Raw genomic sequence first — 23,998 nt, 5'->3', positions numbered from 1 at the left:
GATGAGAGATTAGGGCTTACGCCCTGTCGCTATCCCTCCCCACACTCAGCGAAGCGGTGTGGGGAGGGATAGCGAGTTCGTTGACGATCGAGCAAATTGCGATTTCATCAGTCGGGATTGAAAGCAATCGATTGGAAAGCGAAGTCGATCGACCATTCAAATACATCACACAAACATTCGTATCCAGCAGATAGCGCATCTATTGAAATGCTCCAACCATATCATCGTCAAGGCTTTCGGAAATGCCTCCTTCATCAATCACGATTGGATTGTCAGCGCAAATTCCATACAACTGTTCCAAAGAGCAATCCGACTCCTCTAACTGCTTGTAAGTGATCACGACTTCAATTTCTTGTTCAATCAGTCCTGTTGGAATTTCTAGGTGTAGAACACCATCTTTTCCAGTGTGCTGACGGAGTTGAATTTTTTCTATCATCGTTTCCTCCAGGGAATGAGCGGATCTTTTCCGAGATGTGCTGCAACCGCATAAGCCCCATATCGGTTGAGATGGCTTGGATCGGAGAAGAAGTCAGGCGTATTTTTCCAGTTCTCTAACAAATCGCGGTAAGTAAAGCCCAATTCTCCAGACAGTCTCATCAAGTGCTGCTGGAATTGTTGCTCACGTTCCCGACGATACAAATCAAGATATTGCTCAGTCAGCGGCAGATTGATAACGACGAGCGGAATATCTTGAGATTTTGTGTATTGAGCCAGCGATCGTAGTGCCTGAGTTTGTACCCCGTCTAGATTGAAATCCGCATAGTCGGCATCACTTTCTCCAGGAACTCGCGAAAATTTCTGATAGTACGTGACTGGATTGAATCGATTAGAAATCGGCAAAAACCCATTGATATCGATCAAGCCTGCACCTTCGATCGTCGATTCTGGATCAGGTTCAGAACTCGCGATCGAGCTAAACGTTAAACTGCTCTTGAGTAAGGTTTGTAACTTATTGCGATCGCTCCAAACGGTTGAGAGTTGACCGACTTGCTGCAAGAGTTGATCATTAAATGATTGATAGCGATCGGCAACTGTGGTTTGAGTTCGAGCGAGAGTTTCCAGCGGTTTCGTGAAAGCTTGAGTCGGATTTGGAGCAGATTCGACCGCAATTTCAGGCAGTTTACGGAAGCCAGGGGAAGATGCGATCGCGTTAAAGGTAACATCCGGTCGTCCATCGTTAAACGCTCTCAAACCATCTGCAAATAAAATCAATTTCGGCTGTTGTTCTGAAGCTAACAATCGTCGCACCACGAGATCTACAACTTGCACAGTTGCGCCATTGATTCCAAAGTTAAACACGCGCATTCCAGGATAGCCCTGAGTTGCCAGCGTTTGTTCTAGAACGACTGGATCAATCCCTCGCATCGCACGAGAACTTCCGACGATCAGAACATCAGGTGCACCGTTTTGAGCCACATACTGACGATAAAGCATGAATTTTTCGTCTAGCTGCGGCGCGTTGAATGTGGGATAAGGCGATCGAGAAGTGTCGATCGCGGCTTTCGGTTTCAACGGAGACGCGAGTAAAGCTGTCGAACCTGATCCGGGAGTGAGTAAAGTCGATCCGGATTGTGTGAAACCTGAACCGATCGACTCGAATCCAGGTGTTTTTTGCAGAGAGAGTTCTGGCAGCGTCATTTGTTCCGGAGGCTGCGGAGCGGGAGACGCAGTTGGAGCGGGTTTCGATGCGAGTAATGGTTTAACGAATTGCCCCAAGAGCCAATCGGCTTGAACGGTTAACAGAATGCCGAGAATCCCCCAGACGATCGCGGCTTTGGCTTCATTTGGAACCGCAGATTGGGTCGCTCTTGCAGTGTTGGGAGCGGTTTCGGATTCGATCGTAAAAATTCGAGTCCGCGCCAATGTGCCTTGAATGGCTTCGACGATTCGATCCCAAGCAGAGGGTTCTGTCTCTTCAAATTCTGGAACGGTAAGCGCTCCAGGTTCTTTCGTCAGCAAATCGCCTACATACGCATCTGAGGCAGCAAATTCGGGAGTGGCTTCGGGGATAAGACTATCTCTCGTTAAGAAATCTACGCCATAACTCCAAAGCGGGCGTTTTTGTCCCGATCGTCTGCCGTAAACTCGGACTCCTTGAACTTCTGGAAGATTCAATCCACGAATATAGTTAGCGACTTTTGCCCCCACTTGTCCCTGAGATGGGCAAACCGGGGCATCGGTCATGATGTGGAGCAAATCTTCTTTCTGTCGAATTTGCAGCCGAATTCCACCTGTCGCGAGTTGGTCATTGAGATTCGGATTCAATTGGCGCGTGAGAAGAAAAGCGATCGCGCTTAAATCTCCTTGTTTTGCGAGTTCTCTAGTCGATTCCGAAAGCGCACGATGTTCCTTCGCGGGTAGATCCATCCACTGCACCCACACCGGGGAATCCGGAATCGAAAGGTGAGGCATTGGATTCGGTGAACCGCTTAGACCATATACCGCCATTGAATGAATGCCTTGAGGCGCGATCGTGTCGATCAACGGCGCGATCGCGGCAAAGAGTCGCTGCTTTTCTGGAGGGGTTTCTCTCTGAGCCGTGACGTGCAGCGTAATGTCCATCAGAGTCGCAGAAATTTCAACGCCTTGATCTCGCACCGCATTATTCATCAAACGAGTGAGCGCTTCTATATCTCCCCACCGCGCCCAATCTTTGAGCATTTCCTGGGGAGGAGTCAGATCAACCCGCAGCACCCATTCAGGTTTCGTCTCACCTCGAACGCGACTAAAGACGATCGCATCTCGAAACCCGTCTAATTCCAAATCTCGGAGTTTTTGCGCGATCGTTTCTGTGAGCAAAGTCGAATCTGGACTGTATGCCGATTCACACACAACCCACAACCGATTCAACAAGGCTTGAGGAGTCAGCGAAGCCGTACTACTCAGCACCGAAGATAGATTCGCGGTTTGGGGCATTCCTGCTTCTTCGGGCAATGCGGCTGATTTCACACTCGCTCGGACTGCCACACCCAAAGAAGTGAGAGATTCACTCAAATACCGAGCGATCGCATCCGGTCTTCCCCGTCGTGCCATGCCTAAATTGGCAAGCTCGATCGCGACCGTTACTTCGGGTTTGGGGTCATCAAGATTTTCTAAATAGCGATCGAGTTGCGCCAAATGAATCACGTCTGCCCACTGAGGACGCGACTCACCGCTTTTCCGTCCGTAGAGAATCACTTGATAAACTTTGGGCTGAGAGGGAGGAAGCAGCGTCTCGATTTCTGTTTTGGAAAGAGCGCGAACCAGATGCGTGAAAATCAGCGATCGCTCCGGACAGTTTCGCCCTTCCGCTAAGATGTAGAGATTGTTTCCGCGTAGTCGGACTTGGAGATGAGTGTGAGGAATCCCGATCACGCGATAGAGCCACGGCAACAATGGCAAACGTGATCCCACAGCTTGTGGTGACGAAGAGAGCGTGTACGGCGATCGATTCCCCATCGGAATTTAGAGTCCCTGTGTAATGTTCCAATATCCAACAGTCAGCGGTAGATCAATCTAAAATCCCACCTTGTGCATTTAAGCTTAACTTTCGATTTTGATACACTTTTTTTAGTTATGGTAAGCACAAACCGCGCCGTTAGGACAATTTTTTCAGCGATTCCTTTATCGCTCTAAAGTGCTGTTACGCCGATACCTTAACTTTCTGTCTGATTTTAAATTCTGATCTCGATCGCATCTCTTTAGATACATCTAGAGAACTGATGCACATCCGTGTAGATCAGACTGTTACGCTAAACACTGGTTTACTTTCTTATTGGAACTTACAATCAATGAAATCTGAATCTGATCGCATTTTAGGCTTTCTTGATCCTGATGTTGCTTTGAGTTTAGCAACGGTTCCCGTTTTAGTCGCACTCGTGGGAGGGAACGCGATCGCGAAATCCGTTCAGGAACTCGGCGCAATGAGTGAAGAGATCTTTCGGGGCGATCGTCTTCCCCGACTCGACTTTCCGCCCGATCAGTCTTGATCATTTCCGCGATCGTGCCCCTGTCCCCTAAAATTGTTGAACCTCTCTGGATTACTGTATGAGTTCGACCCGACCTTCTTCTGACGAATTTTCGACCAGTCTCACCACAGCTTCTGAAGATGTCACTGCGATGATGTCCGATCTATTTTTGCGTCATCGTCTCAGAATTGTGGAGGATCTTTGGGAAGCTGTCTTGCGCCAAGAATGTGGACAGGAATTGGTGGATCTGCTGAATCAGTTGAGGCGGATGTGTTCTCCAGAAGGTCAGGCGACGACGTTCATGGGATCAGAAGTGCTGCAAGTGGTGGAAAAGCTCGATTTGAATGAGGCGATTCGAGCGGCTCGTGCGTTTGCACTTTATTTTCAGTTGATCAATATTGTTGAGCAGCATTACGAACAGCGAGATCAACAGTTACAGTACCGGATGGCACGAGAGGGACACGGGCAGCCTGATCCGAAACATGAACGGCAAGCTTATGCGACAGAGGAAGATGCGGGAAGACCAGAGGCAGACTTTTTAGAACGGAGCTTGCATGAGGCGGCTTCTCGGCGGGAAATTGGCACGTTCCACTGGCTGTTTCCTCGGCTCAAACAGTTGAATGTTCCACCTCAGTTAATTCAGAAATTGATCAATCAGTTGGATGTGTGGCTTGTCTTTACGGCTCACCCGACTGAAATTGTGAGACATACGATTCGCGATAAGCAGCGACGGATTGCGAAAATTCTGCGGCAGTTGGACAGCGTGGAAGATAGCTTAAAAGCGATCGGGCTTTCTTCGTCTTGGGAAGCGGATTCTCTGCGCGATCAGTTGACCGAAGAGATTCGTCTCTGGTGGCGGACTGATGAACTGCACCAATTTAAGCCAACTGTTCTCGATGAAGTGGATCATGCGCTGCATTACTTCCGAGAAGTGATTTTTGATGCGATTCCTCATCTGTACAAGCGTTTAGAGGAAGCCGTACATGAATCGTTTCCGAAAATGCAGATGCCGCGCCGGAATTTCTGTCAGTTCGGATCTTGGGTGGGAGCCGATCGAGATGGCAATCCGTCCGTTACGCCGCAAGTGACTTGGCAAACCGCTTGTTATCAGCGTCGTCTGGTTCTAGAACGCTATGTGCATTCGATCCAAGCCTTGAGCGAATTGCTCAGTCTATCGCTGCACTGGAGTGATGTTCTGCCCGATTTGCTGGAATCTTTGGAACAAGAGCAACAGCGAATGCCAGAAGTGTACGATCGCTTATCGATCCGGTTCCGCCAAGAGCCGTATCGACTCAAGTTGGCTTATATTTGCAAGCGGTTAGAAAACACGCTAGAGCGCAATCAAATACTCTCGAACATTGACGGGCTACAACAAGAAATGCCCGAATACGATGAAACGAAAATTTATCGATCGGGCGATGATTTCTTAACTGAACTGCGATTAATTCAAAGCAATCTAGCGGCAACTGGATTAAGCTGTCGCGATTTGGATCATCTAATCTGCCAAGTCGAAATCTTTGGATTCAACTTAGCTCACTTAGATATTCGCCAGGAAAGCCCACGTCATTCAGAAACCATGAATGAAGTCGTGGACTATCTTCAAGTTCTGCCAAAAGCTTACAACGACATGAGCGAAGAAGAACGATGTCAATGGTTGATCAGTGAGCTAAAAACCCGCAGACCTTTGATTCCTTCTGAACTGCCATTTTCCGATCGTACTCGTGAAGCGATCGCAACTTTCCGCATGGTTCGCAAGCTCCAACAGGAGTTTGGCATCGATATCTGTCGCACTTACATCATCAGTATGAGTCATGATGTCAGTGACTTACTCGAAGTGCTGTTGTTTGCAAAGGAAGCAGGATTGTATGATCCAGCAACTGGATTCGGAACGATTCAAGTTGTCCCTTTGTTTGAAACGGTAGAAGACTTGCAGAAAGCACCTGGTATTATGCGCGGTGTGTTCGATCTGCCGTTCTATAAAGCACTATTGGCAGGTGGATTCGAATCGATCGGCGTTAAGCTTGCACTCCAAGAAGTGATGCTCGGCTATTCAGATAGCAACAAAGATTCGGGTTTCCTGAGTAGTAACTGGGAAATTCACAAAGCGCAGCAAGCTCTCCAAAGTATTGCCGATGAACATGGTGTCGTGCTGCGAATTTTCCACGGTCGCGGCGGTTCTGTGGGTCGTGGTGGTGGTCCTGCTTACGAAGCGATTCTGGCGCAACCTGGACACAGTGTGAATGGTCGAATCAAGATTACAGAACAAGGCGAAGTGCTGGCTTCTAAGTATTCGTTACCAGAACTTGCGCTGTATAACTTGGAAACCGTTACAACTGCTGTGATTCAAGGAAGCTTGTTGCAGAATAAGTTCGATGAGATTGCACCGTGGCAGCAAGTCATGGAAGAATTGGCGGCGCGATCGCGCACACACTATCGCGCACTCATTTACGAGCAACCCGATTTTATTGACTTCTTCCATCAAGTCACCCCGATCGAGGAAATTAGCCAGCTTCAAATTAGTTCTCGTCCCGCTCGTCGAGGTGGCAAAAAAGATTTAGGTAGCCTCAGAGCAATTCCTTGGGTCTTTAGCTGGACACAAAGCCGATTCTTACTGCCGTCCTGGTATGGAGTTGGAACGGCGCTGCAAGGATTTTTAGATGAAGCGCCTGAAAAACACATGCAGCTTCTACGGCATTTCTACTTCAAATGGCCCTTTTTCAAAATGGCAATTTCCAGAGTTGAAATGACGCTTTCTAAAGTCGATTTGCAAATTGCAGGTCACTACGTCGATGAACTGACACAACCTGAAGATCGAGAGCGGTTTGCTCCTGTGTTCGAGCAGATTCGCAATGAGTATCTGCTAACTCGTGAACTGGTTCTGACGATTACTGGACACAATCGATTGTTAGATGGCGATCCAGAACTTCAGCGATCAGTCCAGTTACGCAATGGGACGATCGTGCCCCTCGGATTCCTACAGGTGTCCTTGTTGAAACGATTACGGCAACATAAAACGCTTGCAGCTTCTGGAGTTGTACGATCGCGTTACAGCAAAGGTGAACTGCTACGCGGCGCATTACTCACGATTAATGGAATCGCTGCGGGAATGCGGAACACAGGTTGATCAAGGGTGCGATCAAATCACGATGGCGATGCGATCGCGCCTTTGATTTATTTTCTAAACAAACTCAAGAAATCCTCTGAGTTTGGTAATTTCCAATGGCTCACATCGACAGAACCTAGATTGTGTAGTGGATTGCATTGAGCACTCAAGGCTGGAAGAGACAACAGCGCTAACCACCAGAACTGCCCGATCGCAAGTGGAATCAGCACCCATTCGAGCCATTGGCGTGTACTTCTTATCGGTGCGAGTTTTGCCCGATTGAATGCAGGTCTACGCAGTAGTTTTCGAGGTTTAACTTTGCGAATCACAATGACTAATGCAGGAGTCGGTAGTTCTGCGATCTTCGTGTCTTCGACTTTGGCAATCTCGATCGCATTCTCGTACAGCCTTTTTCGGGCAAAAAAATCCTCCAGCAAATCCATAAGTGCCTCCGTATTAAAAAAGCCTCAGAACGATGTCGAGCAAACCCAGTCAAGCAAACACAGTAGTTTGTCACTATCGTTTGCCACTCACTCTCACCATCTAACCTGAGTCACCTACTTTGGCTTGAAGAGAAATCACCGTCCTGAGTTTTTCAATAGGATGCAGACTTTGGTTACGGAATGACGATCTCTTTCACAACTCGATCGTCCTCAACTACGCCCAAGCTCCGTCCTTTTTTCTTTTCTTCTCGTGCAATCCCATACAGAGCCAGCCCAGTTCGTAAGACTTCCGCCATGTTCTTGCCCGATTCTTCCGAGAGTTCTTGGAGCAAATCGTAAGCTTCCGGCGACAGATCCAGATTCAATCGCTTTTTTAGCTTGGATGTTGCAGATTTGGTTGCACCTTTTTGTTGTGATGCTGTTTCTGCTACAGGAGTATTCTCCGCCATTGTTTTAATCCTCTACGAGCGACTACGCGATCCACAAACTTGAAAATCAGAACCGTACCAAAAGCAGCCATTCGGGTAATTTGAGTCTGCTTTTGCTCACTTGTGCGATTTCTGCTTACAAGTTCTAGTCTAGATTAAGAAATTTGCGCTGGATCTGTTCATCTTTTGTGTAAATTTAACACAACTTTTAAATTGCATCGTCTGTCGATCGACAAGTCTCAGACGACGCATTGATTCAGGCAGACCGATTCAACCGCTTTTTGGGAAGAGAACGCGCTTGAGAGATCATGAGCGGTCTAACGACAAGATTGAGTTCGACTCGATCGATCACTTTCACTTGAGTTCCAGGAAGAAGGACAAGATCTTCCAAACAGACTGCGCTCCAGTGTCGTCCTTGATATTCGACTTGTCCTACATTTCGAGGGGAAATTCTGTAACACACGACTGCAATTTCGTATAAATCAAACACTTGTTTGGCAATTTCAGGATCGGGTTCGTGGTAGGGATCGGCAACAGAAAAGAACGATCGAAACGATTGCAATAGGGAATAGTTCATGATTGCCTCCACAGTAGATTTGAGGCTGAATTCAGTATGTTTCACTCACCACTGACAGAGATGCTTTTATCAGTTCACACCAAAATCTAAACAATTTAACTGCTGAATTTCAGCCATATATACACAATAAATGTGTAAGCTTAGTGTGTCAATATCTTGCCGGAAATCTTTAAGCGAAATCTAGTAAGAGCAATATCAAGCTGCCCTTACCCTTTGCATTTGTTCCGTGAAGAGGGATTAGTCGATCGCTCTTAACTGCGGCAACAATTCCTGAAATGCTCGTCCGCGATGACTAATCTCCTGTTTCACCTCTAACGGCATCTCTGAAAATGTCATTCTCTTATCAGGCACATAAAAGATCGGATCGTAGCCAAATCCACCTTCACCGCGTGGAGCCGTTAAAATCTCACCCGGACAAACTCCCTCAGTCAGAAGCGCGATCGAGCCATCCGGTTTCGCAAGCGCGATCGCACAAACAAATTGCGCTCGTCGATCGGGATTGTTGCCTAATTCCCCTAATAATTTCGCAATTCTCGCTTGATCCGAATCTGCATATCGAGCCGAATATATCCCCGGTCTGCCATTAAGTGCTGTCACTTCTAAACCAGAATCATCTGCGATCGCCCAATGTCCCGTTGCGATCGCAACTTGGGTGGCTTTTTGCGCTGCATTTTCCCGAAACGTGGTTCCGGTTTCTTCCATCTCTAAATCCGAGGGCTTCAACTGCAATTCCCAATTCAGCCCCGCAAGATAAGGCTCGATCTCTTTAACTTTGCCTGGATTTCCGGTGGCAACTACTAAAACTGTCATTGTTCAATCCAATGCCGAAACGCATCCCAACTCGAAATATCCTCTAATAATGCCTGATATCCGCTGACATTTGGATGCAAGCCGTCTTCGGTGAATTGCTGCCTGCACCAGTCCAATCCTCTCGATCGCCAAATTTCAAACAGGTTCAAATGCGGAATCTGACGCGCTTCACACGCCGATCGAATCGCATCGTTATATTGGCTCTGATCCGCATGATTGTAGTACATACAATCGAGAAACGGCATTTTCTCCTCATCCACAGGAATCATGCCGACGAATAAAACCGGACATAGGCGTAAAGCTCGATCGAGCAAGTCCGCAATCCCGATTTCAAATCCTTCAAACGGCAGAAAATTCTTGCCATCCGGTCTACCCAGTCTCGGCGAATCATTCACACCAACCGAAAGAATAATCAAATCCGGGACACGATTGCGTAATTCTCCCCGATGGCGAAATTCATCCTCAAGCCGTTGCGCCACTTGCCGCACACCATCTCCTCGAACGCCCAGATTATAAAGCGCATGATTCGTTCCACCAGGACTCATCCAGCGTCGTCGAAGTCGTTCCACCCAGCCGCCGCCCACCGGATCACCAAATCCGTAAACGAGACTGTCCCCTAATGCCAAAATTCGGAGGGACGGAGCAGAAGAAGCGGTTAAATCGATCGGAGAAGGAGCGAAAATTTGCATGAACTCGTGCGAAAGAAACAGGTCTGCGCTATTAATAGAGTCTGAGCTAACTCGGACTCTATCACTCTAGACGGATTTTTTCAAAACTTTACACAAGCTTTGGCAATCTGTCACGATCGAGGATTCCGCTCGTCTTTACTGAGAGAACTACTGATGGCTAAATCTGGCTCTTTACACAAACGCAATACGTTTGACACCGTTCAATTGATGCGCCGCGCTGATGAACTAATTAGCGCTGCCTCGAATCGGTATCGCATTACGGTTCAGGTCGCAAATCGGGCGAAGCGTCGTCGGTTCGAGGATTTCGACAGCGGAGACGATCCGATGATGAAACCTGTAATGCGGGCAATTATCGAAATGTCAGATGAGCTGACGCAGCCCGAAATTATTGGAGAATAGAGTTAGTGGGGCGAGATCGCCCCGATTTTTTTTAGGATGACACGGATGAAGCGATTTCTAATGCTTGCGAGTGTGGTGGCGATTTTGTTTTCGGTCAGTCCAGCGATCGCTCAAGTTGCTCCTGTTCGCCAAGATCGGGTTCAACAAGCTTGGCAGGAAGTGTACAAGGCAGTTCCAGAGTTGCCACTTGAGAATCAGTATATGAGTCGCGAAACGGGCAAAGTCGATCCGAATAATACGTTGGTCACTCGTCTTATTCGATATCACTATTTTGTCAAAGGTCGTCCCGTTAATTTTCGGCTCGATTGGAAATACACGCTGGCGGATTATTTAGGCATCAATGAGCCGATGCAGGCTGAGGGTTATCCGGGTTCAGATAACTTGCGAAAAAATCCATTTGAAAGCGATCGAGCCATCATTCAAAAACTAAATCGCCAACAACGAGATGCGATCGTTCAAGCCTTAGTCAATGCCTTCACTCGTCCGTCACAATGAGCCGAATTCTAAAATCTGGAGAAGGTTGGCGTTTGGGATGGGATGCGACGGCTTCTGAGTTCAAAGGCTTGGTCGGGGGAAATGATTGGGCGATCGAGCTTACAGAAGAGGAATGGAACGATTTTCGTCGTCTGAGTGATCAATTGCATGAAGCCCTTCAGCAGATTGCCCAGGAATTGATGGACGAGGAGCGTATTTCTTGTGAACTGGAAAGCGATCGTATTTGGCTCGAAGCTGAAGGATTTCCGAATGCTTATAGTTTGAGATTGATTGTTCAAACCGGACGCAGAGCTGAAGGATATTGGGAAAATGCGCTGGAATTGAGACAGGCTTTGAATACGATCGAGGGTTTCTAGAAACGCAATTTGATAGATAATTTGATCAACGAATCCTCTTTAGAGTTCGCCCCCCAAATCCCCCATTCTGGGGAACTTTGAGAAAAAACATCCTCAGAATTCTAAAGATTATTCACGGTTCAAAGTCCCCCAAATTTGGGGGATTTAGGGGGCATTAGCCGACCCAAACGAAGCGAGAATTAACCGTTGAATTAATCTTAATACGGTAACTTCGTCCCGTCCCAAGAAAAGAACTCACCGCTGTCACTATCTTGTAGTTTGTCAATCACAGCTATTAACTGTCCAACCGTTCGATCGACAGAAAATAATTTCTCAGGCGGAACACTACGCTGAAACGGTTTAGACAGTCTCGTATCTGTTGTCCCTGGATGTAAGGTCACAACGATCGCATTTGGACAAGTGCGTCTAAATTCGATCGCAGTCGTTCGCATGAACATATTCAAGGCAGCTTTCGAGGCACGATACCCATACCATCCGCCGATTTGATTATCTGAGATGCTTCCAACTTTAGCGGAGATGGTTGCGAGAATTGAGCGATCGCGATGTTTTAACAACGGTTGAACATGCTTCGCTAACAATGCCGCGCCAATACTATTGATCTGAAAGTATTTCACAAGCTGATCTGCATTCAAATGACGCAAGCTTTTTTCCGGTTGCATTGCGCCATCATGTAGAACACCAACACAGTTGATCACGTACTGAAGTTCTGAAGTTTCGGATTTGATTTTAGCGATCGCTTCTTCAATCCGAGCTTCATCGGTAATATCTAGCAGTAATCGAACTAAGTTCGGATGTTCTAAATTGGAGAGGTCACAGTCTGGAGTGCGGTAAGTCGCATATACTTGATCGACTCGTTCTAAGAACTGTCGTGCAAACTCTAATCCAATGCCTTGACTTGCTCCTACAATCAGCGCTGTGGTTGCCATTACATTTCTTTACAATTCAAATTGTTCTGAGTATACCATCGGAATTCTAGTCAGGCAGGTAAAATGCCTTGTGGGTTTTTGGAAGGCTGCATCGTGCCGAATGTTGAACAATCGAAGCTACAAGCCCGATCGCTGTTAGTCGCACTCGAAATCAGTCTGGCATCGCTAATCGGGTTCGGATTGTTAGCAATTGGTTTGGGCAGTGCAGCTTGGATTCTGAGTGGAATTGCTGCGGGCGCGATCGTGTATTTTGGTGATCGACCTTTCGATCCAGATATTCAACCAAATCGGAATGCTCGAAAAGCAGGGCAATTGATTGTTGGATTGTCGATCGGGCTTTCGCTTCCTATCGATCGCTTAGCCAATTTTGCTTCTCAGAGCTTGATTCTGCTCGGATTGCCGATTTTTCTCATGGTTGCAGGAGGCGCGATCGGTGTTCTCTATTCGCGCTTAGAAAAGATTGATCTGATGAGCGGATTGTTAGCGACAACTCCCGGCAATATTGGCGTGATGTCCAGTTTAGCGGCAGATTATGGAAACCATATAGCACTGGTTTCTCTGGTTCAATTGATGCGGTTTACAACTGTTATTTTCTCTGTACCACTTATCGCGAATGTTGCACTTCCAAACTCTACTCACACGGTTACAACCTTTGTCGGACAAGCGCTGAATGTTCCTTGGCAGACTTATGCAAAATCTAGTTTGATGATTACGATCGCAGTTGTAATCGTTCACTTTGCGACTCAGCTAAACATTCCACTTGCAGCTTTTTTCGGTGCGATCGCAGTGGGTTTGGGCTTTGAATTTCTCTCGATATTGGATGACCTCTTTCATGTGGACTATCCAATCATCTTCAATGTCATCGGTCAAATCCTCTTGGGAATTACGATCGGTGAATATTGGGGAATCAATCCCCGCTTAAAATTCGTAACTGTTCTACGAGCGATCGTTCCCGTTGGAATGATGCTAATTGCTGGACTAATTGCTGCTGCGATCATTCACGCTCTGACACATCTGAGTTGGCTATCTTGCTTGTTGATGGCGGCTCCGGGTGGCTCTCCAGAAATGATCGCGATTGCGTTAACCCTCCAGCAAGATCCGGAGATTATTACGATCGCGCACATCATTCGACTGCTCACGATTAATCTATCCTTACCGATTTTGCTTGGATTTGCAGCATATCAAACGGCTCACCAGCCGTCCGATTCTTCGCCGCGCCACACTTCCAAATCAAGTTCATCCAAATAGCTCAAAGCCGCTTCGATATTGGTATCGCTGCCTTTGAGATTGAGATCAAACCATCCGTCCCCATTCGCATTCGCACCCAGAATCGCCGCGACAATGTTTACGGTCAGATGATACTGCGACACGAGATGAGAAATCACAGGCTCTTGATGATAATGCTTGGGAATCCGAATCCGGATTCGTTGCTCAGTCGTGCGCTCAGAAGGCGTTGTCAGCGATCGCATCTCTTCTTCTCCTATATTACTAAAACCCGATTGGTTAACCGTAAATTAATTCTACCGGATGCCGAGTAAAAAAGGTAGCCCAAACCCTACAAATGCTTCTGTTGAAGAAGTGTAGTACTAGAAGCAATATGTAGTCATTTGAGAGGTTTCAGGATGAATGCTTGTCTGAAAACTACTGGTTTTACGATTTTGATGTTCTGTCTTCTCTTTGTTCCTGCCGCTCGCTCTGACAATGCGAGGGCGAATGCGCTAAATGCAGATGGATTGGAACTGCTCAGGAAAGGACAGGCTCAAGAAGCACTCCCAAAATTTGAGCAAGCCTTAATTGATGTCCGTATGAGTAACTGGAAACAAGGAGAACTCACAACGTTGAGCAATATTGGCGCTGCATATGTACAAATCAAGAACCTTCCGAAGGCGCTGGAGATTTTTGAAAAAGCATTGCCGATCGCAAAACAAATCGACCAGCGCGAGGAAGCCAAGATTATAACCACCATCGGAAGATTGCAACTCGCCTTGAAGCAAAACACAAAAGCGATCGGGTCGTTTCAACGCCTTCTCACAGTTTCTCAACAGATCGGAGATCAAAAGCAGACCCTAACCGCACTTGAGAATCTTGGTCTTGCTTACCTGTTAGATAATCAGTATCAACAGGCGGTAGAGTCCTATTATCAAGCTTTACCGATCGTCAGAGCAATGGGAGATCGACAGAAAGAATGTCAGTTTCTTCAGCTCATCCGAGATCTATCGTTGGGTTGGGAAGCATTCGACCCCCGATACGCAGAAGCGGCTAAATCTGTAACGATCGGGGGATGCGTTCTAACTAAATAAAATTCGATTGCTTGTTACTCAGTAATCGAGTTATCAAGTCCAACTGCATTCTCAGGCGGTTGAGCGGCAATTTCCAGCAATCCAGGAGCATCGATAAATCCGAAGTAGAAAGAGACGATCGACATCACCGCATACAACGTAGCATTGCTACCAAACAGCGGCATCAAGCCAAAAAAGGTGTTGGTCGGGGTCAATGATCCGAGAATTGCTAACACCCCAAAGAACTGGAACAATCCGCGACCATAGAAGCGCGAACCACCCAGACCGATCGAGCTAACCAAGCCGAGAATTCCAACGATCGCATAAACCGTATTCAGGATCGGATTGATTGGGAGTAACCCGAAGAGATAGCCCAATTGAATTTCCAGACCGTTGTGAACCTCGATCGCATTAATTGGATTTTGTAGTTGAGGAATAAAACCTAAAATTGACAGTGATAAAAAGAAAATACCTGTAACAAAAGCGTAAAGTTGTCCGCGTTTCATGACGTGTCTACCTAATAAAAAACTACAAGATTCGTGAATCAAATATTGAATTTAATTAACACTAACCACAGTCGATCGAAACTCCATCAGGATTAAGTAAGAGACTTGAAAATTCTCTTCAACAGATCTGACGATTTCCTTAAGACCTTTGAGGTATTTCGGAAGGATGTAAGAGAATTTCAAGAGAACTAGAGATATCTTCACCGAAGCTCTAGTTCATACTCTCTCTGCCACTGAATAGGGTAATGATAATGACTAGATACGGACTGCCAGCGAAGCAAGGTTTGTATGATCCGCAGTTCGAGCATGATGCCTGTGGAGTCGGGTTTATTGTGCAGATGAAAGGAAAAGTGTCTCATGCGATCGTGCAACAAGCGCTAACGATTTTGGCGAATTTGGAGCATCGAGGCGCTTGTGGTGCAGAAACAAATACAGGAGACGGGGCAGGCATTTTGATGCAGGTTCCGCATCGGTTTTTTCAAAAAGTCGCAACAGAACTCAATATTGCGTTACCGGATGCTGGGCAGTACGGGGTCGCAATGATTTATTCGTCTCCCGATCGCGCTTCTCGTGAGGCTGGACGGCGCGAATTCGAGAAGATTGTGGCAGAAGAGGGGCAAACGGTTCTCGGTTGGCGCGATGTTCCGACGAATCATTCGACTTTGGGCGAAACCGCGAAGTCGAGTGAACCGTTTATGCAGCAGGCGATCATTAGTCGTTCTGCGGATCTAAAGGATGATTTGGCATTTGAACGAAAGCTGTATGTGATTCGGAAGCGATCGCATAGTGCGATTCGATCGACCGGAATTGATTCGTTTTGGTATCCGGCGAGTATTTCCTGCCGCACGATCGTTTACAAAGGAATGTTAATGCCGCTGCAAGTGGGCGAATATTATCCCGACTTGAGCGATCCCGACTTAGAAAGTGCTTTAGGGTTGGTGCATTCTCGGTTTAGTACGAACACATTTCCAAGCTGGGAGCGATCGCATCCTTACCGCTACATTGCTCACAATGGCGAAATCAATACGTTGCGCGGCAATATCAACTGGATGAATGCTCGACAAGCGTTGTTTCAATCTGATTTGTTTGGTGATGATTTAAGAAAAGCTCAACCTGTCATTAACATTGATGGCAGTGATTCGACGATTTTTGATAATGCTTTAGAACTGTTGACTTTATCCGGTCGATCGCTGCCTCATGCAGTGATGATGATGATTCCGGAACCTTGGACGGCTCATGAATCGATGCCTCCAGAGCGGAAAGCGTTTTACAAGTATCATTCGTGTTTGATGGAGCCTTGGGATGGTCCTGCTTCGATCGCATTTACTGATGGTCGAATGATGGGCGCAGTGCTCGATCGAAATGGTCTACGTCCGTCACGCTACTATGTCACCAAAGATGATTTTGTGATCATGGCATCAGAAGCGGGTGTGCTACCTGTTGCGCCTGAGAATGTTGCTCTGAAAGGTCGCTTAGAGCCAGGTCGAATGTTCTTGGTCGATATGGAGCAGGGTCGAATTGTCTCAGATGAAGAGATTAAACAAGGCATTTCCACGGCTGAACCGTACCAAGAATGGATCGATCAGAACATGGTAGGACTGGCAGACCTCAAAGATGCTCCAGAAATTCCACAGTCTGATCTCAAAACTGTGATGCAGAGGCAACTTGCATTCGGTTACACCTTTGAAGAGTTGCGATTGTTGCTGACTCCGATGGCGCGAGATGGTGTAGAAGCAACTGGAGCAATGGGAGCCGATACGCCGTTAGCAGTGTTATCCGATCGACCAAAGTTGCTCTATGACTATTTCAAACAGTTGTTTGCTCAGGTGACAAATCCGCCGATCGATTCCATCCGCGAAGAAATTATTACCTCTGCTGAAACAACGATCGGATCAGAGCGAAACTTGCTCAAACCGGAACCCGAAAGCTGTCATTTGATCGAGCTAAAAACGCCGATTCTCAGTAATGAAGAACTCGCGAAACTGAAGTACATCAATGAGCAAGGATTTAAGTCGATCGTATTACCGATCGTGTTTGATCCGAAGTCTGGTGTGACTGGATTGGAACAATCGATCGTTAATCTCTGCAAGCAAGCGGATCAAGCGATCGAGTCGGGTGTGAACATTCTGATTTTGAGCGATCGTAGTGTCAATGCTCAAAATGCTCCAATTCCTGCATTGTTAGCAGTTTCAGGTTTACATCACCATCTCATCCGAACAGGTACAAGAACCAAAGTTGGTCTAGTTCTTGAATCCGGTGAACCCCGCGAAGTTCATCACTTTGCAATGTTAATCGGTTATGGATGCGGTGCAATTAATCCGTATCTTGCCTTTGAAACAATGGATTCGATGATCGCTCAAGGTTCAGTCGTTGGTGTGGATTACAAAACAGCTTGTAAGAACTACATCAAAGCTGTGACCAAAGGCGTGATCAAAGTGGCTTCTAAGATTGGAATATCCACGATTCAGAGCTATCGAGGAGCGCAAATCTTTGAAGCGATCGGGCTAAATCATTCGGTTGTCGATCGATATTTCACTTGGACTGCTTCTCGCGTAGAAGGAGCCGATTTAGAAGTAATCACTAAAGAAGCTCTCTTGCGTCATCATCATGCGTTTCCTGAGCGTCAAACGAATGGACATACACTTGATGTTGGCGGCGAATACCAATGGCGCAAAGAAGGTGAGGCGCATCTATTCAGCCCTCAAACCATTCACACGCTTCAAAGAGCCGTTCGAGAAGGAAACTATGATCTGTTCAAGCAATATGCTGCATTAGTAAATGAGCAGAATCAACAGCACTTTACTTTGCGTGGATTGTTGCAGTTCAAAGCTCAACAACCAATCCCACTCGAAGAAGTAGAGCCAATTGAAGCTATCATGAGCCGCTTCAAAACAGGTGCAATGAGCTATGGATCGATCTCGAAAGAAGCCCATGAAGCTTTAGCGATCGCAATGAATCGAATCGGCGGCAAATCCAATACTGGCGAGGGTGGCGAAGATCCCGATCGCTATACTTGGACAAACGATCGGGGCGATTCTAAGAACAGTGCGATCAAACAAGTTGCATCCGGTCGCTTTGGAGTGACGAGCTTGTATCTCTCACAAGCAAGAGAACTTCAAATCAAAATGGCTCAAGGTGCAAAACCAGGAGAAGGCGGACAGTTACCAGGTCGTAAAGTCTATCCTTGGATCGCGAAAGTTCGACATTCCACACCAGGAGTTGGCTTAATTTCGCCCCCTCCGCACCATGACATTTATTCGATCGAAGATCTTGCCGAACTGATCCACGATTTGAAAAACGCGAACAGGGCTGCCCGAATCAGCGTCAAGCTCGTCTCGGAAGTTGGAGTTGGCACGATCGCGGCTGGAGTTGCAAAAGCTCACGCGGATGTGGTGTTAATCTCTGGTTACGATGGCGGAACCGGAGCATCACCACAGACTTCCATCAAACACGCGGGATTGCCTTGGGAACTGGGTTTGGCTGAAACGCATCAGACTTTAGTGTTGAACAATCTACGATCGCGAATTGTAGTCGAAACTGATGGTCAGATGAAAACTGGGCGCGATGTCGTAATGGCTGCATTGCTCGGTGCTGAAGAGTTCGGATTTGCGACTGCGCCTTTGGTCACATTGGGCTGTATTATGATGCGCGTTTGCCATCTCAATACTTGTCCGGTTGGCATTGCCACTCAAGATCCACATCTGCGCGAAAGCTTCACAGGCGATCCACAGTACACCGAGAACTTCATGAAATTCATTGCTCAAGAAGTTCGAGAACTGATGGCGCAGCTTGGATTCCGAACATTAAATGAGATGGTTGGAAGAACTGATGTTTTGGAGCCGAAACAAGCGATCGACCATTGGAAAGCAAAAGGCTTAGACTTTTCTAAGATTCTTTATCAACCCAATGTTGATCCGTCTGTGGGCTTGTATTGCCAAATTTCACAAGATCACGGCTTAGAGAAATCGCTTGATTTATCAGTGCTTCTAGAACTTTGCAAAGATGCGATCGAGCAGGGCAAACCTGTGAAAGCAACTCTACCGATTCAGAACATCAATCGAGTCGTTGGCACAATTCTCGGCAACGAAATCACTAAACGCCACTGGAACGGGCTACCCGAAGATACAGTACAACTCCATTTCCAAGGAAGTGCAGGACAGAGCTTTGGTGCGTTCGTTCCGAAAGGAGTCACACTCGAACTCGAAGGCGATGCCAATGACTATGTAGGCAAAGGTTTAAGTGGTGGGAAAATCATTGTTTATCCCCACAAAGCATCAACCTTTAAAGCCTCAGAAAACATCATTGTCGGCAATGTTGCTTTCTACGGTGCAACTAAAGGAGAAGCTTACATTAGCGGCATTGCAGGTGAGCGATTCTGTGTTCGCAACTCTGGTGTGAACACTGTGGTCGAAGGAGTGGGTGATCATGGCTGCGAATACATGACAGGCGGTACAGTTGTTGTTCTCGGAAAAACTGGGCGCAATTTTGCAGCAGGAATGAGTGGAGGAGCCGCTTACATCTACGATGAGGCAGGCGATTTTGCAACTCGTTGTAACACTCAAATGGTCGCGATCGAAGCCTTTGACGATCCAGAAGACATCGCGATCGTGCGTCAGATGATCCAAAATCACGCTAACTTGACTCACAGCCACCGAGCCAAAGAGCTACTGGAACAATGGGACGAAGTACGATCGCGCTTTGTCAAAGTCATGCCGAAGGACTATAAGCGAGTTCTACAAGCTCTGAAACGGGCAGAAGAGGCAGGCTTAAGTGGGGATGATGCACTCTCAGCAGCGTTTGAAGAAAACGTGCGAGATGTAGCGCGGGTTGGCGGCAGCTAGGAAAGTGGGGAGTGGGGAGTGGGGAGATAGAACGCAAGAATAACTTCTTTTTGCCAATGAAACTAATTCTACTTCCCTACTCCCCACTCCCCACTCCCCACTCCTTTATCGATCAAAATCTCTTACACAATCCAATTTTGAACTATGGGAAAACCGACTGGATTCATCGAATTTCTCCGCGAACTGCCGTCTGAACTTGCACCGCTCGATCGCATTCGCAACTGGGACGAATTCCATTTACCAATGCCTGAAGAGAATCTACGCACTCAGGGCGCTCGCTGTATGGATTGTGGCATCCCTTTTTGTCATACCGGGAACTTGATCAGCGGCATGGCAAGCGGTTGTCCGATCAATAATCTGATTCCTGAGTGGAACGATTTGATCTATCGCGGACTGTGGAAAGAAGCGCTCGATCGATTACACAAAACGAACAATTTCCCCGAATTCACTGGGCGAGTCTGTCCCGCTCCCTGTGAAGGTTCCTGTGTGCTAGGAATTCACAATCCGCCTGTGACGATCAAGAACATTGAATATTCGATCGTAGATAAAGGCTGGGATGAAGGCTGGATTACACCAGAGCCACCCGAAAAACGAACCGGGAAAAAAATCGCGATCGTCGGTTCGGGTCCCGCTGGATTATGTGCGGCAGCTCAATTAAACAAAGCTGGACATTGGGTAACAGTCTACGAACGCGCCGATCGTCCAGGTGGATTGCTGATGTATGGCATCCCCAACATGAAGCTCGACAAAGAAAAAGTGGTCATGCGGCGGTTAAACGTACTCGAAACTGAGGGCGTAAAATTCGTCTGCAACACCGAAATTGGCAAGGATATCTCTGCTGAAGACTTGATCAACAACCATGATGCAGTCGTGCTTTGTACCGGAGCCACCAAGCCGCGTGATTTGTCGATCGAAGGTCGCGACCTCAAAGGCATTCACTTTGCAATGGATTTCCTCACTGCAAACACTAAATCTGTCTTAGACAGCACCAATCCCGAACTTTCCGCCCAAGGAAAAGATGTCGTGATCATTGGCGGGGGTGACACCGGAACTGACTGCGTTGGTACTTCAATTCGACATGGCTGCAACAGCGTTGTGCAATTGGAAATTATGCCTCAACCTCCCGAAGAACGTGCTGCAAACAATCCTTGGCCCGAATACCCCAAAGTCTACAAAATGGACTATGGACAAGAAGAAGCCGCCGCCAAATTTGGAGCCGATCCACGAGCTTATCTGCGAACAGCGACTAAGTTTGAAGGCGACGAAAACGGGAATGTAAAAGCAATCCATACTGTCGAAGTGCAGTGGGAGCGCAACGAGCAAGGACAATTCATTCCAAAGCACATTCCGGGAACTGAGAAAGTATTGCCAGCACAACTCGTTCTGTTAGCAATGGGCTTTTTAGGTCCTGAACAGCCGCTACTTGATGCAATGGGACTCGATCGAGATCCCCGCAGCAACATCAAATCGGAATACGGCAAATACACCACCAGTATTCCAGGTGTATTCGCAGCGGGAGATTGCCGACGCGGACAAAGCTTAGTGGTCTGGGCATTCAATGAAGGTCGAGGAGCCGCACGAGAATGCGATCGCTATCTCATGGGCGAAACTGATTTGCCTTAATTCAACAAAAATCCACTGAAGAGACTCAAGATTTGGTTCCTTCAGTGGATCTCATTCTATTAGCCCCGAATTTTGTTCCAGAGGAGTTCGCAACGTGAGCTACTGAGGCGCGATCGACAACGTGTAAGGATTTCTCCCTCTGCCCCGATCGCCCACAAACACCGAGTAATTTGCTTTTGTCCAGCGTCCCGGAATTTCGACTTTACCATTCGATAAGCGATCGGCTTGGACACAAAAAGTTTGTCCTGCACCTGTAATCAATAGCGTCGGTTCTCCGCTGCCTTGTAGTGTGAATTTCAAGTTGCTATCAGCGGTGACTTGCACTGTATGGTTTGGTTGATCGCTGATAAAGCCTGCACAACTCGAATCTTTCTTGTCGCCGCCTGATGTACCACTTAGGGTAATCGGTTGCGAATTTTGAGCGATCGAGACAACCTGACTCAGTGCCATATTAGACATTGCGACGACGGCTGCGATCGCGGTAGGTAAAACAGACCAACGTAGAGAAGCTTGCATAGTGTTCACTCCTGGGGACTCGTAGCTATCTTCAGTATGACCAGTCGCAATCGAGACTGTCCAAGATCCTGTTCCTGTTCTGCAAGTGGCACGGACACATCAGGAACTACAATCGTTCTCGTTGTGTTTGATGTGAAATCGATGCCTCTGATCAAAGTCCAAACCTCGATCGCGAATCCTGATGCCGCTCAAGTTACAAATCTGCTCAAACAACTTTCTGCGGCACTGGCAAAACATACTCGTAAACCTGAATCGTATGTGATGACCGCATTTGAAGCGGCTGTCCCAATGACCTTTGGTGGCATGACTGATCCCACTTGCTACATCGAAGTGAAAAGTGTTGGCTCAATGACTCCAGATCAAACGAAATCGATGAGCCAGGATTTTTGTCAGCAGATTGAGCAAGCTTTGAACGTTCCAATCGATCGCATCTATATCGAGTTTGCAGATGCGAAAGGGTATATGTGGGGCTGGAATGGTGCGACCTTCGGTTAGTGGCGGAAAAATGGTCTGAAAAATACCGAATCATTGCCGCTGTCGTAAATCGAGATCCGCCCGAAGCCAAGGAACTGCCCATAAGCAGGTTCACCCTGCGGAAACGCCGTGACCCCGAAAAGATAAACGCCCCCAAAAGCGGGATTCTGATACGGTGAAAGCGCGATCGTTACTCGTTTCCCAGGCGGAACGGGCGGATTGAAATTTACTGTAATCGCTCTGGTTTTTTCGTCTTGAGTGACTTCGCCTAAACCAAGTCTAGTATTCGAGCGTTTATCGCCGTCAAATGCTTCGGTTTCTCTGAGATTGAAACGAACGCGATCGATTCCTCGATCTTGTGCGATCGTCACTCGCTGTAACGGCTCACCCGCATTTTCGGGAACATCCAGCGTAAAGTAATAAGTCGCGCTCCAGGCATAGACAGAATTTTGAGTGGTAGAAGCATCCACTAATCGCGGTGGAGACACAAAATAAGTCGTGCCGCGAACTTGAACCGCTTGAGCAGGAATCATCGTGCTAGAGAAAATCGAACTTAAGGTAATCCCGATCGGAACAATCAAACTGCGAAGAAAGCGTTTCATAGAACGGTTTTAGAGCAATATCTTTAGTCTAATCGATTCTTTTTCGAGCCAAATTCTTAACCATATTAAGCGAAGATTAACTTGTATTAAGTTCGGTTTTTAACTATTAAAAGCAAGGCTCGATCGAGGAGAGGAATGCTAATTTAAATACATGGCACAGAAGAGATATCTCCTCAATCTCCACACCACCGCTTTGAGAGCTGTGTCACCCGTCTCAGAGCTACCTGCAACTCAATTGTTCCACGATTTCGATACGTTGTTGATTAATTTCATTACCGTTGACTTTCAAGGAGGAATTTCTATCTCTTCAATTCAAGAGTTGCAGATTCTAGTCCACCCTAATTCACATTACTTTCGTTCTAAATAAAGGGTCTAGTTCATTTGGCTAGACCCTTTATTTTGGTTTAATTCTTTGCTAAGTTTCTTGTCCCAATTCAACCGCTTCAAGACAGATTTGTTAGTCTGAATTTAGAACATTTCAAGCATAGGTCTAGATAATGGCTATCGCTTCAAGAGCCAATTTCAATTCTGTTAACTGGCATAAACGTTTAATTCTCGTTTTAGCATTCTGGATCGGCAGTAGTGTATTGCTTGATTTCGTTGTTATGCCGAGTCTTTTTGCGGCTGGAATGATGACGCAGCCTGACTTTACAACAGCAGGCTATGGAATTTTTTGGGTGTTTAATCGCCTAGAATTGCTCTGCGCTGCGTTTGCTTTGACTGCGGTTTTAGTGCGTCAACAGTTTGAGAAATCGCCAATTTCGCTCAGTCTCGCAGGCATTTTATTTACGATTACGATCGCTTGCACTTACGTTCTCTCTCCGCAAATGAGTGCGATCGGTCTTAATCTCAATCTCTTTGAACCCGCGCACATTCCTGCTGGAATGAATCAACTCCACCTTACCTACTGGATGCTCGAAGCGGTGAAACTCGTGGCAGGTGGTTGGCTAATCAAGCGCGAATTCTAATCAAGTTTGGATGCGG

At 47.0% G+C, this 23,998-nt stretch carries 24 protein-coding genes; 11 read left to right on the top strand and 13 right to left on the bottom strand.

Annotated elements, in window-relative coordinates; translation table 11 throughout:
• Positions 1-16: 16 nt before the first annotated feature.
• Genes ACQ4M5_RS28055 through ACQ4M5_RS28045 form a run of 3 tightly spaced genes read right to left on the bottom strand, consistent with a single transcriptional unit; the run spans position 17 to position 3,438 of the window.
• Entirely contained in the window at positions 17-199 is a 183-nt protein-coding gene (locus ACQ4M5_RS28055) for a hypothetical protein (RefSeq protein ID WP_430679057.1), read from the bottom strand.
• Positions 200-436 carry a hypothetical protein gene (locus ACQ4M5_RS28050; protein WP_430679056.1) on the bottom strand — a complete coding sequence of 79 codons (237 nt, stop codon included), beginning with the start codon at positions 434-436 and terminating at the stop codon, positions 200-202.
• Positions 433-3,438 carry a hypothetical protein gene (locus ACQ4M5_RS28045; RefSeq protein ID WP_430679055.1) on the bottom strand — a complete coding sequence of 1,002 codons (3,006 nt, stop codon included), beginning with the start codon at positions 3,436-3,438 and terminating at the stop codon, positions 433-435. Before ACQ4M5_RS28045 ends, ACQ4M5_RS28050 begins: the two co-directional genes overlap by 4 nt.
• A gap of 332 nt (positions 3,439-3,770) precedes the next feature.
• On the opposite strand from ACQ4M5_RS28045, the gene ACQ4M5_RS28040 reads away from it, so the two are divergent.
• Positions 3,771-3,968, top strand: a complete 198-nt coding sequence (locus tag ACQ4M5_RS28040; protein WP_430679053.1) for a hypothetical protein — start codon at positions 3,771-3,773, stop codon at positions 3,966-3,968.
• Positions 3,969-4,026: 58 nt separating this feature from the next.
• Positions 4,027-7,071: a phosphoenolpyruvate carboxylase gene (ppc, locus tag ACQ4M5_RS28035; protein WP_430679052.1), complete on the top strand. Its 3,045-nt coding sequence runs from the start codon at positions 4,027-4,029 to the stop codon at positions 7,069-7,071.
• Positions 7,072-7,118: 47 nt separating this feature from the next.
• On the opposite strand, the gene ACQ4M5_RS28030 is transcribed toward ppc, so the two are convergent.
• From ACQ4M5_RS28030 to ACQ4M5_RS28010, 5 genes are all read right to left on the bottom strand, one after another.
• A complete protein-coding gene (locus tag ACQ4M5_RS28030) occupies positions 7,119-7,493 on the bottom strand; it encodes a hypothetical protein (RefSeq protein ID WP_430679051.1) in 375 nt (124 codons plus the stop codon).
• Between the two features lie 173 nt (positions 7,494-7,666).
• The gene (locus ACQ4M5_RS28025; protein WP_430679050.1) at positions 7,667-7,942 is read right to left on the bottom strand and encodes a hypothetical protein; all 276 of its coding nucleotides are present in this window, start codon (positions 7,940-7,942) and stop codon (positions 7,667-7,669) included.
• A gap of 235 nt (positions 7,943-8,177) precedes the next feature.
• Positions 8,178-8,498 carry an NfeD family protein gene (locus ACQ4M5_RS28020; RefSeq protein ID WP_430679049.1) on the bottom strand — a complete coding sequence of 107 codons (321 nt, stop codon included), beginning with the start codon at positions 8,496-8,498 and terminating at the stop codon, positions 8,178-8,180.
• Between the two features lie 237 nt (positions 8,499-8,735).
• Positions 8,736-9,308 carry an RdgB/HAM1 family non-canonical purine NTP pyrophosphatase gene (rdgB, locus tag ACQ4M5_RS28015; protein WP_430679048.1) on the bottom strand — a complete coding sequence of 191 codons (573 nt, stop codon included), beginning with the start codon at positions 9,306-9,308 and terminating at the stop codon, positions 8,736-8,738.
• Positions 9,305-9,997, bottom strand: coding sequence for a GDSL-type esterase/lipase family protein (locus ACQ4M5_RS28010; protein WP_430679047.1), 693 nt, complete (start codon positions 9,995-9,997; stop codon positions 9,305-9,307). Before ACQ4M5_RS28010 ends, rdgB begins: the two co-directional genes overlap by 4 nt.
• A 153-nt stretch (positions 9,998-10,150) precedes the next feature.
• Between ACQ4M5_RS28010 and ACQ4M5_RS28005 the strand changes: the two genes are divergently transcribed.
• Genes ACQ4M5_RS28005 through ACQ4M5_RS27995 form a run of 3 tightly spaced genes read left to right on the top strand, consistent with a single transcriptional unit; the run spans position 10,151 to position 11,247 of the window.
• Positions 10,151-10,396, top strand: coding sequence for a DNA-directed RNA polymerase subunit omega (locus tag ACQ4M5_RS28005; protein ID WP_068382241.1), 246 nt, complete (start codon positions 10,151-10,153; stop codon positions 10,394-10,396).
• Positions 10,397-10,441: 45 nt separating this feature from the next.
• Entirely contained in the window at positions 10,442-10,891 is a 450-nt protein-coding gene (locus ACQ4M5_RS28000) for a hypothetical protein (RefSeq protein ID WP_430679046.1), read from the top strand.
• Positions 10,888-11,247 carry a DUF1818 family protein gene (locus ACQ4M5_RS27995; RefSeq protein WP_430679045.1) on the top strand — a complete coding sequence of 120 codons (360 nt, stop codon included), beginning with the start codon at positions 10,888-10,890 and terminating at the stop codon, positions 11,245-11,247. Before ACQ4M5_RS28000 ends, ACQ4M5_RS27995 begins: the two co-directional genes overlap by 4 nt.
• A gap of 197 nt (positions 11,248-11,444) precedes the next feature.
• On the opposite strand, the gene ACQ4M5_RS27990 is transcribed toward ACQ4M5_RS27995, so the two are convergent.
• Positions 11,445-12,173, bottom strand: coding sequence for an SDR family NAD(P)-dependent oxidoreductase (locus tag ACQ4M5_RS27990; protein ID WP_430679044.1), 729 nt, complete (start codon positions 12,171-12,173; stop codon positions 11,445-11,447).
• A gap of 63 nt (positions 12,174-12,236) precedes the next feature.
• On the opposite strand from ACQ4M5_RS27990, the gene ACQ4M5_RS27985 reads away from it, so the two are divergent.
• Positions 12,237-13,421: an AbrB family transcriptional regulator gene (locus tag ACQ4M5_RS27985; RefSeq protein WP_430679043.1), complete on the top strand. Its 1,185-nt coding sequence runs from the start codon at positions 12,237-12,239 to the stop codon at positions 13,419-13,421.
• Here the strand turns inward: ACQ4M5_RS27985 and ACQ4M5_RS27980 are convergent.
• Entirely contained in the window at positions 13,364-13,642 is a 279-nt protein-coding gene (locus ACQ4M5_RS27980) for an NIL domain-containing protein (RefSeq protein WP_430679042.1), read from the bottom strand. The two genes, ACQ4M5_RS27985 and ACQ4M5_RS27980, sit on opposite strands and share 58 nt — an antisense overlap.
• Before the next feature lie 153 nt (positions 13,643-13,795).
• On the opposite strand from ACQ4M5_RS27980, the gene ACQ4M5_RS27975 reads away from it, so the two are divergent.
• Positions 13,796-14,473, top strand: coding sequence for a tetratricopeptide repeat protein (locus ACQ4M5_RS27975; RefSeq protein WP_430679040.1), 678 nt, complete (start codon positions 13,796-13,798; stop codon positions 14,471-14,473).
• Positions 14,474-14,487: 14 nt separating this feature from the next.
• Here ACQ4M5_RS27975 and ACQ4M5_RS27970 read toward each other — a convergent pair whose 3' ends face one another.
• Positions 14,488-14,958 (bottom strand): DUF4383 domain-containing protein, encoded by a 471-nt coding sequence (locus ACQ4M5_RS27970; RefSeq protein ID WP_430679039.1) that lies wholly within the window; start codon positions 14,956-14,958, stop codon positions 14,488-14,490.
• Positions 14,959-15,209: 251 nt separating this feature from the next.
• Between ACQ4M5_RS27970 and gltB the strand changes: the two genes are divergently transcribed.
• Together gltB and gltD are read left to right on the top strand one after the other, a co-directional pair.
• A complete protein-coding gene (gene gltB / locus ACQ4M5_RS27965; RefSeq protein WP_430679038.1) occupies positions 15,210-19,799 on the top strand; it encodes a glutamate synthase large subunit in 4,590 nt (1,529 codons plus the stop codon).
• A 144-nt stretch (positions 19,800-19,943) separates the two neighbouring features.
• Positions 19,944-21,422, top strand: coding sequence for a glutamate synthase small subunit (gltD, locus tag ACQ4M5_RS27960; protein ID WP_430679037.1), 1,479 nt, complete (start codon positions 19,944-19,946; stop codon positions 21,420-21,422).
• Positions 21,423-21,521: 99 nt separating this feature from the next.
• Here gltD and ACQ4M5_RS27955 read toward each other — a convergent pair whose 3' ends face one another.
• Positions 21,522-21,938 carry a hypothetical protein gene (locus ACQ4M5_RS27955; RefSeq protein WP_430679036.1) on the bottom strand — a complete coding sequence of 139 codons (417 nt, stop codon included), beginning with the start codon at positions 21,936-21,938 and terminating at the stop codon, positions 21,522-21,524.
• 141 nt (positions 21,939-22,079) lie between these two features.
• Here ACQ4M5_RS27955 and ACQ4M5_RS27950 point away from each other — a divergent pair, with 141 nt between their 5' ends.
• Complete coding sequence (locus ACQ4M5_RS27950; protein ID WP_430679035.1) at positions 22,080-22,433, top strand: phenylpyruvate tautomerase MIF-related protein; 354 nt, start codon at positions 22,080-22,082, stop codon at positions 22,431-22,433.
• Here ACQ4M5_RS27950 and ACQ4M5_RS27945 read toward each other — a convergent pair.
• Positions 22,430-23,014 carry a DUF2808 domain-containing protein gene (locus tag ACQ4M5_RS27945; protein WP_430679034.1) on the bottom strand — a complete coding sequence of 195 codons (585 nt, stop codon included), beginning with the start codon at positions 23,012-23,014 and terminating at the stop codon, positions 22,430-22,432. The genes ACQ4M5_RS27950 and ACQ4M5_RS27945 overlap by 4 nt on opposite strands.
• A 497-nt stretch (positions 23,015-23,511) precedes the next feature.
• Between ACQ4M5_RS27945 and ACQ4M5_RS27940 the strand changes: the two genes are divergently transcribed.
• Positions 23,512-23,982: a DUF4149 domain-containing protein gene (locus ACQ4M5_RS27940; RefSeq protein ID WP_430679033.1), complete on the top strand. Its 471-nt coding sequence runs from the start codon at positions 23,512-23,514 to the stop codon at positions 23,980-23,982.
• Positions 23,983-23,998: the final 16 nt, after the last annotated feature.

The sequence above is a fragment of the Leptolyngbya sp. AN10 genome (assembly GCF_050565645.1).
GTDB lineage: Bacteria > Cyanobacteriota > Cyanobacteriia > Leptolyngbyales > Leptolyngbyaceae > Leptolyngbya.
This window is presented reverse-complemented; position numbering and strand designations above follow the sequence as displayed.